At 67.0% G+C, this 12,937-nt stretch carries 11 protein-coding genes; 7 read left to right on the top strand and 4 right to left on the bottom strand.

The window, feature by feature from the left end; all coding sequences use genetic code 11:
* The 3 genes from CXQ89_RS00750 to CXQ89_RS00740 all read left to right on the top strand — a co-directional run bounded on the left by CXQ89_RS00750 (position 1) and on the right by CXQ89_RS00740 (position 2,379).
* Positions 1–921: a carbohydrate kinase gene (locus CXQ89_RS00750; RefSeq protein WP_104053525.1), complete on the top strand. Its 921-nt coding sequence runs from the start codon at positions 1–3 to the stop codon at positions 919–921.
* A gap of 23 nt (positions 922–944) precedes the next feature.
* Positions 945–1,481, top strand: a complete 537-nt coding sequence (locus tag CXQ89_RS00745; RefSeq protein WP_104159977.1) for a YbhB/YbcL family Raf kinase inhibitor-like protein — start codon at positions 945–947, stop codon at positions 1,479–1,481.
* Between the two features lie 94 nt (positions 1,482–1,575).
* Positions 1,576–2,379: an HAD family hydrolase gene (locus tag CXQ89_RS00740; protein WP_104159976.1), complete on the top strand. Its 804-nt coding sequence runs from the start codon at positions 1,576–1,578 to the stop codon at positions 2,377–2,379.
* 39 nt (positions 2,380–2,418) lie between these two features.
* Here the strand turns inward: CXQ89_RS00740 and CXQ89_RS00735 are convergent, their stop codons facing one another.
* The 3 genes from CXQ89_RS00735 to CXQ89_RS00725 are packed head-to-tail and all read right to left on the bottom strand — an operon-like array spanning position 2,419 to position 7,072.
* On the bottom strand, positions 2,419–3,222 hold the full coding sequence (locus CXQ89_RS00735; protein ID WP_104159975.1) for a phosphatase PAP2 family protein: 804 nt from the start codon (positions 3,220–3,222) through the stop codon (positions 2,419–2,421).
* A complete protein-coding gene (locus CXQ89_RS00730) occupies positions 3,219–4,520 on the bottom strand; it encodes an esterase family protein (RefSeq protein ID WP_104159974.1) in 1,302 nt (433 codons plus the stop codon). The genes CXQ89_RS00735 and CXQ89_RS00730 overlap by 4 nt, the downstream gene beginning before the upstream one ends.
* Positions 4,517–7,072 (bottom strand): bifunctional lysylphosphatidylglycerol flippase/synthetase MprF, encoded by a 2,556-nt coding sequence (locus CXQ89_RS00725; protein WP_219815553.1) that lies wholly within the window; start codon positions 7,070–7,072, stop codon positions 4,517–4,519. Before CXQ89_RS00725 ends, CXQ89_RS00730 begins: the two co-directional genes overlap by 4 nt.
* Before the next feature lie 139 nt (positions 7,073–7,211).
* Here CXQ89_RS00725 and CXQ89_RS00720 point away from each other — a divergent pair, with 139 nt between their 5' ends.
* Together CXQ89_RS00720 and CXQ89_RS00715 are read left to right on the top strand one after the other, a co-directional pair.
* Positions 7,212–8,012, top strand: coding sequence for a glycerophosphodiester phosphodiesterase (locus CXQ89_RS00720; RefSeq protein WP_104159973.1), 801 nt, complete (start codon positions 7,212–7,214; stop codon positions 8,010–8,012).
* A gap of 4 nt (positions 8,013–8,016) precedes the next feature.
* Positions 8,017–9,126 carry a glycerate kinase gene (locus tag CXQ89_RS00715; RefSeq protein ID WP_104159972.1) on the top strand — a complete coding sequence of 370 codons (1,110 nt, stop codon included), beginning with the start codon at positions 8,017–8,019 and terminating at the stop codon, positions 9,124–9,126.
* 12 nt (positions 9,127–9,138) lie between these two features.
* Here CXQ89_RS00715 and CXQ89_RS00710 read toward each other — a convergent pair whose 3' ends face one another.
* On the bottom strand, positions 9,139–10,452 hold the full coding sequence (locus CXQ89_RS00710) for a uracil-xanthine permease family protein (protein WP_104159971.1): 1,314 nt from the start codon (positions 10,450–10,452) through the stop codon (positions 9,139–9,141).
* Positions 10,453–10,599: 147 nt separating this feature from the next.
* Here CXQ89_RS00710 and CXQ89_RS00705 point away from each other — a divergent pair, with 147 nt between their 5' ends.
* Complete coding sequence (locus tag CXQ89_RS00705; protein WP_104053534.1) at positions 10,600–11,457, top strand: SDR family oxidoreductase; 858 nt, start codon at positions 10,600–10,602, stop codon at positions 11,455–11,457.
* Positions 11,454–12,866: an aldehyde dehydrogenase family protein gene (locus CXQ89_RS00700; protein ID WP_104159970.1), complete on the top strand. Its 1,413-nt coding sequence runs from the start codon at positions 11,454–11,456 to the stop codon at positions 12,864–12,866. Before CXQ89_RS00705 ends, CXQ89_RS00700 begins: the two co-directional genes overlap by 4 nt.
* Positions 12,867–12,937 lie beyond the last annotated feature (71 nt).

Raw genomic sequence — 12,937 nt, 5'->3', positions numbered from 1 at the left:
GTGCTTACAGTCATCGGCGAAGCCCTCGTGGACGAGGTTCTCAGCGACACAGCTCCCAAACGGTTCCATCCCGGCGGGAGTCCGCTCAACGTGGCCGTGGGCGTTGCCAGGCTCGGCCGGCCGGTGCAGTTTGTCGGCCGCTACGGTACCGATGCCTACGGGCAGCTGATCCAAGAACATCTCCGGGGCAACTCCGTCCTGACTCCTTTGCCGCCGGATGACCTGCCCACCAGCGTCGCCACCGCTCTGCTGGATCCGGCCGGCGGGGCCCGCTACACGTTTGACCTCAAGTGGCAGCTCCCGTCCCTGGCCGAGGCGCTGCCCCGGCTGCTGGACGGCACCACCATGCTGCACACCGGCTCCATTGCGGCCATGCTGCAGCCCGGCGCAGACGCGGTGCTGCGGGCAGTGGAACGCGCCCGCCCCTCGGCAACCATCACCTATGATCCCAACTGCCGGCCCTCGATCATCACGGATGTGGCCTACGCCCGGGAACAGGCGGAGAGATTCGTCGCCCTGGCCGACGTCGTGAAGGCCTCGGACGAGGACCTTGCCTGGCTGTATCCGGACGAAGACCCCCGGGACGCCGCCCGGCGATGGCTGGCCATGGGGCCCGCGCTCGTCGCCGTCACCGGCGGATCCAAGGGCGCCTGGGCCGTAACCGCCGCCGGGGAAGCCGAGGCCTCCGTTCCGCCGGTCACCGTAGTGGACACCGTGGGTGCCGGGGACTCCTTCATGTCCGCCCTGCTGGTGTCGCTCATGGACCGGGAGCTCGACGGCGGTGCCCGCCGTCCCGAGCTGGCCCGCATCAGCGCCGGGGACCTGAATACCGTGCTGGGCTTCGCCGTCCGCGCCGCAGCCGTCACCGTGTCACGGGCGGGCGCCAACCCGCCGTTCCGCGAAGACCTTCCCAACCCCTGACGACTCACGCCAAGGAGAACACGATGCAAAGCTATGACCCGTATGAGGCGCTTCCCTCCGTGCCGGCCTTTGCCGTCACCAGCGAGGACGTCGCCAATATGGAGCCGTTTGCCCCCGCGCAGTACAGCGGGAAAATGGGGATCCCCGGAGGGAAGGACGCCTCCCCGCAGCTGACCTGGTCCGGAGCTCCGGAAGGCACCAAGAGTTTCGCCGTCACGATGTACGATCCCGATGCACCCACCGCCAGCGGCTTCTGGCACTGGGCGGCCTTCAACATTCCGGTGTCCACCACATCACTGCCCGGCGATGCCGCCAATACGGACAACATGCCGCAGGGCACCGTGCAGTTGCGGAACGACGCCGGGTTTGCCGGTTTTGTGGGAGCGGCACCGCCCCCCGGCCACGGACCGCACCGCTATTTTGTGGTGGTTCACGCGGTGGACGTCGAAACCCTGGATGTTCCGGCCGATGCAACCCCGGCCTTCCTGGGATTCAACCTGTTCAGTCACACCTTGGCCCGCGGCCGCCTGGTGGGCCTGGCGGAAGTTTCCGCCGACTGACCCGGGTGCCTGTGGCCGCATCCGGCCGCCCGGGCCGGATAGGCTGGATTTCTGCGCAGCTGCGCAGAAATCCAGCGAGTGAACGGGGTGCGCGGTGCGTCTGGTAGCAAGCGACCTGGACGGGACCATTGTGGGTCCGGACAACAGGATCAGCGACAGGACCGTACGCGCGTTCCGGGACTGCGCGGACGCCGGCGTCGAGATCGTTTTTGTCACGGGCCGTCCGCCCCGCTGGCTGACCCCCCTCACGGATGCCTTGGGGCACGCCGGCACCGTCATCTGTTCCAACGGCGCCGTCACCTACGATCTGGGGACGGCCCGCGTGCTCAAGGCACGGGCCTTGGCCCTGCCGGATCTCTTCTCAGCTGCCGCCATCATCCGGAACCTCTATCCGGCGGTCCGGTTTGCCGCTGAAACTGTGGACGGCTTCCACCTGGCTCCCGGGTTCCTCGAATCCGGATCCGAGGAACTGTCGGGAGCAAAAGCACCGGCTCCGCTGGAATCTAGTCTCACCGAGGCGGACACGGTGGTGAAGTTCCTGGCGCGCGTGGACGGCGCGTCGCCGGATGAGTTTCTGCAGCGGGTCCGCCCCGCGGTGTCGCATCTGGTGTCCGCGACGCACTCCGCACCCACCGTCCCGCTGCTGGAGATGTCGCTGCACGGCCTGAACAAGTCGGTGACGCTGGCCGACTACGCCGCATCCCGTGACATTGCGCCGGCGGATGTGGTGGCCTTCGGGGACATGCCCAATGACGTGCAGATGCTGCAGTGGGCCGGGTGCGGCTACGCCATGGCGTCCGGCCACGCCGAGGCTCTGGCGGCAGCCGACAAAGTGGCGCCGGCGTTCGCAGACGACGGCGTGGCCCAGGTCCTGGAATCGCTCCTGCGCCGGCTGTGACGCGGGGCTGGGGCGGCAGCCGCCGCTGTGCGGCGACCTTTAGGGGCCGGCGTCAACGCCCAGAGCTGCCGCCCGGCGCGAGTGCAGCACCCGGTGGACAGTGATCACCACCGCCAGCCAGGCCAGTCCCAGTGTCCAGGCCACCAGGACATCGGTAAACCAGTGGTGACCCAGATATACACGGCTCAGGCCCACGGCCAAAGCAAAAACAGCGGCGGCCGCCACCGTGAGCAGCTTGGCCCAGTGCGACTCAAGCCGCAGGAGGATCAGGTAGGCCACCATGCCGGCGATCACCACCGAATTCAGCGAATGCCCGCTGGGGAACGACGCCGAGTGTTCGTAGGGCGGAACGGCGTCCGCCAGCGGAGGCCGGATCCGGCCGATGAGGTCCTTCCCTGCCACCGTCATCAGCAGCGACCCTGCGGCTGCGGACACCATGAGCAGCACCGGAGTCCAGGACCGCCAGCGCCAGGCCAGTATCAGCATGGCTGCCCCTGCCAGGATGGGCATGCCCACGGTGCCGGCCAGGTTGGTGAACCCGGTCACGGCCGAGTTCATCCAGGGGGACCGCACCGCCAGCGCCGCATCCAGTGCCGGCTGGTCCAACAGAGCCACGCCGTCGGACTCCACCACCGATTCATAGACTTCAGCAGAACCCAGCGTCAGCAGCACGGCCGGAATCAGCCCCAGTGCCAGGGTGATCAGCAGGGCCGCGCGCGGGGATGTCCACTGCGCGAGGCGGTGCAGAAACGAAGCCAACCCGGCAGCGGGTCCGGATCCGGGCTGCTGCCGGCGGCGGTCAAGAGGGTCCGGGGGAGGGCGTCCAGCTGAGTCATCCGTCATGAAACCAGTATGCCCAACCGGCGGCAGAGCCAATCCAAGTTGTTCGCCAGCCCGGCCTTCCAGACCTGCCAGGAGTGTCCGCCGGGCAGCACCTGGAGGGCCACATCCATGCCCGCGGCTTTTGCCGCCTCATAGACCCGACGGCCCTCGGGCGTGTACACGGAGTCATCGGCGCCCACAGCCACGATGCCGGCGGAATCCGGAAACGGTTGCGCCGCCAGCCGGTCCAGGGCGTTCTGGGCCGTGAACCGGGACTCGTTCCCGCCGAAATAGGTGCTGATCAGGAAATCCCGGCCCTGCACAACGCTGGGCTCTGCCTCTCCGGCGATGTCGATGAACGTGGGATAGGCGTCAGGATAGTTGGCGGCCAGCTGCATGGCGCAGGTGCCGCCGTAGGAATACCCTGCCACCGCCCACTGGCTGCCTCCGCTGAGTCCTGCTGCCAGATTCTGCCGTACCCAGGCAGGGACATCCACGGCCAGATAGGTCGCCGAGGAGCTGATGTCCGAATCAAGGCAGAGGGGCCAGTTGGTGTTGTCCGCGTTGGACGCGTCGGGCATGACCACCACGGGAGCCAGCCCCTGGTGCTTTGCGGCAAAGGTGTCCATCATATCCAGCAGCTGTCCGCCCACGAGCCAGTCATTGGGGGAGCCGGGCTGGCCGTGGATGAGGACGAGGACGGGCAGGTTGACCGCCGGCTGCTGGGCCAGATAGGCGGGAGGGAGATAGATCAGTGCGGAGTTGGAGGCATAACCGGAGGTGGTACCGGGAATGTCCGCCGCGTAAATCCTGCCCTCCGCCGGCATGTCCGGCGGAGCGGTCCAGTTCGCGTCGGTGGTGGCGGGCAGCCCGGCGGCCGACGCAGGGTCCCGGGTGGGAAGCGCTTCATCCACCGGACGGGGCGGACTGATCAGGGATTCCAGTGTTGGATACTGGGCGTAGGCGGCATTGACGGTGACCGCTACGGCTGTCAGCGCCAGCGACGCCGCAGTCACTGCCAGGAACCGGTCCCACGCCGCGTCCACCCGTCGAATCCGCAGCACGGCAAGGATGACAGCCAGTATTCCGAGTCCGGCATATACGTAGAGCATTCGGGGAAAGGCCGCGTTCCACCAGTGGAAGACTGATTCGGCCATCAGGAAGAGGATGAAGGTGATAACGGCTGCAGCCATGGCCGCCAGCGGAACCACCACGAGCAGATGGCGGGGTCTGCCGGCCGCCAGCCCCACCAGCGACAATCCTCCCAGGACGAGCAGCACCGCAGGGAGAACGCCGGTCAGCAAAGAGACAGAGTTCACCGAACGCCGTCCACAATCCGGCGCATCAGGGTGAAGCTCTGGCTCAGCGAGACCTCCGGCAGGTAGGCCCGGGCCACTGCGTTCCCGATGGCGGGCAGGGACGCCGGGTCAAGGTAGGTCATGTAGAGAGGCACGTACTGCGGCTGGAACTTTGCCTTAAAGGCCAGCAGGGAACGGAAACCGTACACCGGCTCCAGGGTGGCCCCGAGTAAATCCAGGACGTGGTCCAGGATCGGCGCCTCACTCTCGCCGGCTCGGCGGGAGCGGGCCAGCGGCGCACCGCTGAGACTGAGGGTTTCGTATCCCTCGTCCTGCAGCAAAACCGCGGCCGAGGCTATGAGGAAGTCCATGGCCGGACGGAACCCGGAGCTGCGCCTGCGCATGAAGTCCAGCGTCCAGCCCACAACAGCGCCGTCCCGGTAGATCGGCAGCCACGAGGTGACACCGTGCACTGTGCCGTCCCGGTCCACCGCCAGCAGGCAGCGCACCTCCGGGTCATCCACCTCGTCAAGGCCGCCCAGGGTGAAGCCCATTTCCGGCATTTTCTTATCCGCCACCCATTCCTCGGAGATGGCATGAAGCTGATCGATGACCGCCAGCGGGGCGGTGGAGTAGTTGATCCACCGTGCTTCGATCCCGGCTTTGCGGGCATGGTTCATGGCGGTGCGGACGTCCTGGAACTTCTTCCCCTTGAATTCCAGTTTTCCCAGCGGGAGTACTGTTTCCTCGGCCACCTGCAGGCGGGAAAAACCCAGCCCCGCGGTGATCTTCTCCGTTTCCGATGTCACCGAATATAGGCACGCCGCCAACCCGTTTGCCGTGCAGTAAGCGGCAAACCCCTCGACGGTCTCCCGCAGGTCCTCGGGCGGTCCCACCGGCTCACCCACGGTGAGGGCAACGCCCATCCCCGGGCGGAACGCCACGTAGGAATCTCCAGACGGCGCAAACCAGTACGTGTTCCCGGGCCAAAGCGTCATCCAGGACATGGTGCTCCCGCCGTGCTTCATCAGCAGTTCACGCGCCCGGCCTTCGTCTCCGGCCTCGGGTGCGTGCGCGGGCTTCAGCCAGGACCCCAGCAGCATCACGCAGACAAAAACCCAGAAAAGAACTCCCACCCCCTCATATAGAAGGTCGGTGAACAGCGTCACGGGCAGCACCCCCGGCACTGCGGAAGTCAGTTCCAGGACCGGAAGGAAGCGCTTGGGCAGGTCCGCTATCAGAAGTGATGCCGAAGCACGGGGCATGAAACCGTCCCGGTCCAGGAGGCCGCCGGCAACGTAGACAATGCTGAGGACAACCGCCGCCCCGGCAACCCGGACCGCGAACCTGCGGTAGGTTCCCGCCGGCGCCGAAACGGTGAAGAGGCGGTGCGTCGCGGCCAGCAGCACCAGCACCGCCAGCGGAACAAGCAATGGCAGTCCCAGCGCCAGGGCATTCTGTGCCGTTCCCAGTTCATAACGGTTTCCCGCAGTGTCGCCTCCAAGGAAGCGGATCACGCGCAGGCCTGCCAGAACCGTCATCACGCCCTGCAGGATCAGCGCGCCCGCCCACGCGAACCGGCGCCCCCGGCGCAGTCCGTCGGAGAACACGGCCAGGAGTATCTGCGGCAGAACGGCCAGGAAGAAACCCGCGGGCCCGGCGCGCAGCTGCAGCTTGGCGGAACTGCAGTCCACGGCCTGCCCCGGATCACCGCAGAGCTGGGCGAGGGTTTGCGGGTCCGTAATCTCCACATTGGTGAACAGATAGCGCAGGACTGCCAGCGGACCCACAGCCTGTGAGCTGAGGGCCGAAATCACCGGGCCCACAGCCGAGGCAAAGACCACCAGACCCACCAGGACGCGTGCTTCCCTGCGGGTGGAGGCCAGCCGCCCGGGCCAGCGCGGCAGCCGGCCAAAGAGCAGGGGACCGCCGACGGCGCCCACGGTTGCCGCTGCCAGAACGGTGACGCTGTGAAACGACCCGCCGTACAGGGCCAGGAGCGCCAACAGGGTAAGGAGACCCACGCGCAGCCGGCGCCGCCACAGGGTGGAAAGTCGTGCGCTCAGTGCCGTGAGGGTGCCGCAGGCCAGGGCCACCGGCCCCACGAAGGATTCTGATTCCAGCGCCCGTGACCACTCCCCGGGTATGGCGTTTGCGGTGTGGGCGAAACCAATGGCAAGCAGCGCGCCGAGGACCTGGGATATCACTGCTGCCAGGGCGAACCGCACCGATCCCATCAGCCGCTCGGAGGGGAGTCCGGCGCCCAGGATCAGCACGGTTGCCGCGAAGTAACCCGGCAGCCCGGACGCCCAGAAGCCGGAAAGCAGCAGAGCGGGCCAATGGCCCGGCAGGGAATCCGCTGACAAAACCACCCAGTCTGCCAGCGCGCCCCCCGGGCCGGAGCGCAGGCTTCCCGTTGCTGCACCCGCAATCCAGTAAAAGGCGAGAAAGGCAAGCGTTACCGGTGCCCGCCGTACGCCGCCGCGAAACCACTCCGCCTGCCAGAGCAGCGTCCTGCTGACGCCGGACCGGCCGAATCCTGCAGCAGGGCCAGCGGATGATGTAGTTGCCAAGCCAGGTACCTCCGCACCGCACGGATGTTCCGGGAACCGCGCTACAGCGGCCCATCGGGTGGTGACAGTCTAGGGCGGACGCAGCCCCAAATGGCATGCCTTTCCGGGCTGCGGAGGATTTCCCGGATAAAGTACGCGGGTGAGCTACCCCTACTTCAACGCCTCCGGCCCGCTGGGCTTCGCCCACCGCGGCTTTTCCCGGGAAGGCCTGGAAAACTCCATGCCGGCGTTCCGTGCCGCCGCCGCCCTGGGGTTCGGTTACCTGGAAACGGATGTGCGCACCACGCGCGACGGTGTCCTCCTGGCCTTTCACGACGCCACGCTGGACCGGGTTGCCGGTGCCGGAGGTCCGGTGGGAAACCTCAGCTACCGGCAAATCCAGGCAGCCCGAATCGGCGGACGCGCATCCATTCCCACCTTCGAACAGCTGCTGACGGAACTGCCGGGGGTTCGCCTGAACGTGGACATCAAGGACGCCGCGGGATCGGCTGAACTGGCCCGCCTGCTGGACAAGCACGGAGCCCATGAGCGCGTGCTCGTCACCTCCTTCTCTGACCGGCGGCGGCTGTCGGCGCTGCGGATCCTGCGCCGCTCGGGCCGCCGGGCAGCGAGTTCAGCGGGCAGCGTTTTCACTGCGTTGACGGTGCTTCTGGCACCCCTTGGCCTGGCGGGACCGCTGGCCCGGGCGGGCCGCTACCAGTGCCTGCAGGTGCCGGAACGCCAGGGTCCGGTCAAGGTGGTGACGCCGGCGTTCCTGCGCCGCTGTCACCGCGCCGGCCTGCAGGTGCATGTGTGGACCGTGAATGAGGCCGCCGACATGGAGCGGCTGCTGGATGAAGGCGTGGACGGCCTGGTGTCGGACCGCGCCGATCTGCTCGCCGAGATCCTGACGAAGCGTGGAGTCTGGCCGCAGCAGGATCCGGAGGGGATGGCAGGATAGGGGCATGCGCGTTCTCATAGCCCCGGACAAGTTCAAAGGTTCCCTTTCCGCAGTGGAGGCGGCCGCCGCCATGGCCGAAGGGGTGCTCGCTGTGTATCCGGAGGCGGACGTGATGCTCGTTCCGGTGGCCGACGGCGGCGAGGGCACCCTGGAAGCGGCGCTGGCCGCGGGTGCGCAGGAACGCATGGCCACTGTCCGCGGGCCGCTGGGGGGAAACGTCACCGCCCTGTGGGCGCTGACCGGCAGCACGGCCGTGATTGAAACCGCACGGGCCTCGGGCCTGATGCTGGTGGAACCCTCCGTGCAGTCGTCCCTGGCCGCGTCGAGTTACGGCAGCGGGGAACTCATCCGCGAAGCGCTGGACGCCGGAGCGTCGGAGATTGTCCTCGGCATCGGCGGATCGGCCATGACCGACGGCGGTTCCGGAGCCCTTACCGCTCTCGGGCTGCGCATCCTTGATGCTGCCGGTAACCCGGTGCCGCCCGGCGGAGCAGGCCTGTCCCTCGCCGCCGCCATCGACGCCTCCGGCCTGGATCCCCGGCTGGCCGGAGTGCGGATCCGCATCGCCGCCGACGTCACCAATCCGCTCACCGGCAGCGAGGGCGCGGCACACGTGTTTGCCGGGCAGAAGGGAGCGGATGCCACCGCGCGGCTTCTCTTGGACGAGGCACTGGTCCGGTGGGGCGCACTGCTGCTGGAAACCACCGGCGTCGACGTCGATATTGCCGGCGCGGGCGCGGCCGGCGGCTTCCCATCGGCGTTCCTGGCGTTCACCAATGCCACGCTGGAAAGCGGCTTCGACGTCATTGCCCTGCTCACGGGCCTGGATGCCGCGCTCGCGAAGGCCGATCTGGTGCTGACGGGCGAGGGATCCCTGGACGAGCAGTCCCGTTACGGCAAGGCGCCGCTGTCAGTGGCCGAGCGCGCACGGGATGCCGGCATCCCGGTAGTGGCCCTGGCTGGCCGCATCACCCTGCCGCCGCACATCTTGGCCGAATACGGCGTGGTGGCGGCCGTCAGCCTGCTGGACCTGGTGCAGGATCCGGCCGACGCGATGGCCCACGCTCAGCGCTGGTTGACGCGGGCCACCGTTCAGGCGCTGGAAGGGGCTTAAGCTAAGTCCCGCCTAGCCCAGGCGGCTTGGTTTGGACCCCAGATCCTCGCCGGGTTCATCGGGATCGGTGCCGCGCCAGCGGGCAATCGACTGCATGCCGTGGAAGGCGATCAGGGTGGCGCCGGTGCCAAGGGCAATACCGCCGAACTCCACCCCGGCAACAACCCAGGTGAAGTTGGCAATGGCAACGATCAGCCCCAAACCGGCAGTGGACAGATTGATCGGGTTGGAGAAGTTCACCCGGTTGTCCACCCAGATCCGCACGCCCAGAATGCCGATCATGCCGTAGAGGATGACGCCGGCGCCGCCGAGGACCCCTCCCGGGACGGTGGCGATCATGGCGCCGAACTTCGGAAACAGGCTCAGCAGGATGGCAACGATGCCCGCGACCCAGTAGGCAGCGGTGGAGTAGACCCGGGATGCCGCCATGACGCCGATGTTCTCCGCGTACGTGGTGGTCGCCGAGCCGCCGCCGGAGCCGGCCAGGACCGTCGCGAGGCCGTCGGCCATCAGCGCCCGGCCGGCATAGGGATCCAGGTCCCGTCCTGTCATGGCCGCCACTGACTTCACATGGCCGATGTTCTCCGCGACCAGCACCAGCACCACGGGCACAAACAGGCCGATGAGCGAGAAATGGAAGGTGGGGGAATGGAACTCGGGCAGCCCGAACCAGGCGGCATCATTGATGGCCTGGAAATCCACTTCCCCCTGGATGATGGCGGCAATGTAACCGGCGACGACGCCGAACAGGATGGAGAGACGGCCCAGGAAACCCCGGAACAGGACGGTCGCCAGCAAAATGGCCGCCACTGTGATGGTGGCGGTCAGCGGGCCCTTCTCGAAATTGTCCCGCGCGGAACCGGCGAGGTTCAGGCCAATGAGCGCCACGATGGTGCCGGTGACCACGGGCGGCATCAGGATCTGGATCCATTTGGTGCCGGCCCGCTGGACAGCCAGCCCCACCAGGAACAGGACGGCGCCGGCCATGATGATTCCGCCCAGCGCCCCGCCGGGCCCGTGCTGGCTGGTGGCCGCCGTGATCGGGGCTATGAACGCGAAGCTGGAACCCAAATAGCTGGGCACCCGCCCTGCGGTGATGATCAAAAAGAGAATGGTGCCGATCCCCGAGAACAGCAGGGTGGTGGCCGGCGGAAAGCCGGTGAGCAGGGGCACCAGGAAGGTTGCCCCGAACATGGCCACCACATGCTGGGATCCGATTCCGATGGTCCGCGGCCAGCTCAACCGTTCATCCGGAGCAACGTACTCTCCGGGTTTGATGGTTTTGCCGTCTCCGTGAATCGTCCAGGCCGTACCGAATTTGCTCATTGAAGTGCCTTTCGAAGACCCGCGATTGGTTCGTGCAGAATAGTACCGGGCTATGACAGCTGGAGTGTTATGTTGCAAACCCCCTTATTTTACCGGAGGACAACCTGGCGGAGACCGCGGTTTCCGCCTGCGAACGGACGGAACAGCATGGGCATATCAGCAGCGGGCCGCACGGTCCTTGTAACCGGTGCGGCGATGGGCATGGGCAGGCTCTATGCGGAGCGGGCAGTGCACGACGGCGCTGCTCACGTAGTGCTGTGGGACCGCAACGCCGAGGCACTGGAGGCCACCGCGGCGGACTTGCGGGCCCTGGGCGGCAGCACCGTCCACCCCTATGCCCTGGATGTCAGTTCCGTGGCCGAAGTTACTGCCGCCGCTGAGAGCGTCCTGGCCGAAGCCGGAGTTCCCGACATCCTCATCAACAATGCCGGCATCGTCCGCGGAAAGTACTTCTGGGAGCATGACCATGAGGCCGATATTGATGCCGTCATGCAGGTGAACACGCTGGCTCCCATGCACATCACCCGGGCGTTCCTGCCGCAGATGATTGCCCGCCGCACCCCGGCGCGGATCCTGAACGTCGCTTCGGCGTCGGGCACCTTGTCCGTGCCGAAAATGAGTGTCTACACCGCCTCCAAATGGGCTGTCATCGGCTGGAGCGATTCGCTGCGGCTGGAACTGAATGAATCAGGCAATGGGCACGTTCAGGTCACCACCCTGATTCCGAGCTACATCAAAACCGGAATGTTTGCCGGCGCACGCGGCCCGCTGCTGACGCCGCTGATGGAACCGGAGTATGTGGTGGACCGTGCCTGGACGGCCCTGATGGAGGGCAAGGCCCGCATCCAGCTGCCCTGGACCGTGCCGCTGGGCAGCGCCCTGAGAGGTCTGCTGCCGCAGCCGGTATGGGATGTGGTGGCAGGACGGGTGTTCAAGGTGTACCAGTCGATGGACCATTTCACCGGACGTCCTGCCGCCCCTGCGGCAGCGGAGGGCAAGCGATGAGTGCAACAGCCCAACACGAGATCACGGGAGGCACTTTCGGTGCGTCCATTCCCTCCGTGGTGGCAGGGGTGCGCCGCGCCTACGATTCCGGGATCACCCGCCCGCTGGACTGGCGCCGAAAGCAGCTGCAGGGCCTGATTCGGCTGCTGACCGAGCGGGAAGCCGAGCTCAGTGCGGCGCTGGCGCAGGATCTGGGCAAAAACCCGCTGGAAGGCTACCTGACCGAAATCTCCATCACCGTCTCGGAGACTGAATATGCCCTCAGGCATTTAGCGCAGTGGACCCGCAGCACCAAGGTTCCCGTGCCGCTGGGCCTGAAACCCGCCTCCGCGAAGACCGAACCCCAGCCGCTGGGCGTGGTGCTGATTATTGCGCCGTGGAACTACCCGGTGCAGCTGCTGCTGGCTCCGCTCATCGGAGCGCTCGCCGCGGGCAACGCCGCGGTGCTGAAGTCTTCCGAGCTGGCGCCGGCCACCTCCCGGGCCATGGCCGAACTGCTGCCCCTGTATCTGGACCCGGCCGCCGTCGTTGTGGTGGAGGGCGGGCAGGAAGCGAGCACGGCGCTGCTGGCCGAGCGGTTCGATTCCATCTTCTTTACCGGCGGGGAGCGGGTGGGCCGGGTGGTCCTGCAGGCCGCCGCCCAGTACCTGACGCCGGTCACGCTGGAGCTGGGCGGGAAGTCGCCGGCAGTGGTCCTGGACGGCAATTTCGCCGCCATCGCCCGCCGTCTGGTGTACGGCAAAATGCTGAATGCCGGCCAAACCTGCGTGGCGCCGGATTATGTACTGGTCACCGAAGAGGCGGCACCGAAGCTGCGCAAGCATCTGGTGCGCGCCGTGGCCGAGCTGTTCGGTAAGGATCCGGCCAAAAGCCCGGACCTGGGCCGGATCATCAACGAGCAGCACTGGGACCGGCTGCACGGCCTGCTGGACAGCGGCACCATATTGTCCGGCGGCGGCGGGGACCGGAACTCGCTGTACCTGGAACCGACCATCCTGACCGACGTGTCACCGGATTCACCCGTGATGCAGGAGGAGATCTTCGGACCGATCCTGCCGCTGCTGACGGTGAAGGACCTGGACGAAGCCATCTCCTTCATCAATGACCGTCCCGTGCCGCTGGCGTCCTACCTCTACACGCAGTCCGCGGCAGCGCGGAAAACCTTTGAGGCCCGGGTGCGGGCCGGAAGCGTGAACCACAACGTAAGCACCGTGCAGCTGGCCGTTCCCGGACTGCCCTTCGGCGGTGCCGGAGCCAGCGGCACCGGTGCCTATCACGGCAAATACACGTTTGACACGTTCAGCCAGCTGCGCCCGGTGTTTACCAAGGGCACGGCGCTGGACACCCTGAAGGTGGCCTATCCGCCGTACAACGGGCTCAAACGGAGGTTGCTGCGCCGCCTGCTCTGACGGCCCTGGGGAAAAACGGAAGGGGACGCACCGGCAGGTGCGCCCCCTTCCGTTTACGACGGCTGTTGTTG

Source organism: Arthrobacter sp. ZGTC212 (genome assembly GCF_002929255.1).
Taxonomy (GTDB): Bacteria; Actinomycetota; Actinomycetes; order Actinomycetales; family Micrococcaceae; genus Arthrobacter_B; species Arthrobacter_B sunyaminii.
The sequence above is the reverse complement of the archived record's forward strand: the minus strand, read 5'-3'. Positions and strand labels throughout refer to the sequence as shown.

Bases quoted from the DNA above. Each gene is read 5' to 3' on its own strand.
- CXQ89_RS00705 (WP_104053534.1), top strand. From the start codon at position 10,600: ATGGGCATATCAGCAGCGGGCCGCACGGTCCTTGTAACCGGTGCGGCG.
- CXQ89_RS00710 (WP_104159971.1), bottom strand. From the start codon at position 10,452: ATGAGCAAATTCGGTACGGCCTGGACGATTCACGGAGACGGCAAAACC.
- CXQ89_RS00715 (WP_104159972.1), top strand. From the start codon at position 8,017: ATGCGCGTTCTCATAGCCCCGGACAAGTTCAAAGGTTCCCTTTCCGCA.
- CXQ89_RS00700 (WP_104159970.1), top strand. From the start codon at position 11,454: ATGAGTGCAACAGCCCAACACGAGATCACGGGAGGCACTTTCGGTGCG.
- CXQ89_RS00745 (WP_104159977.1), top strand. From the start codon at position 945: ATGCAAAGCTATGACCCGTATGAGGCGCTTCCCTCCGTGCCGGCCTTT.
- CXQ89_RS00735 (WP_104159975.1), bottom strand. From the start codon at position 3,222: ATGACGGATGACTCAGCTGGACGCCCTCCCCCGGACCCTCTTGACCGC.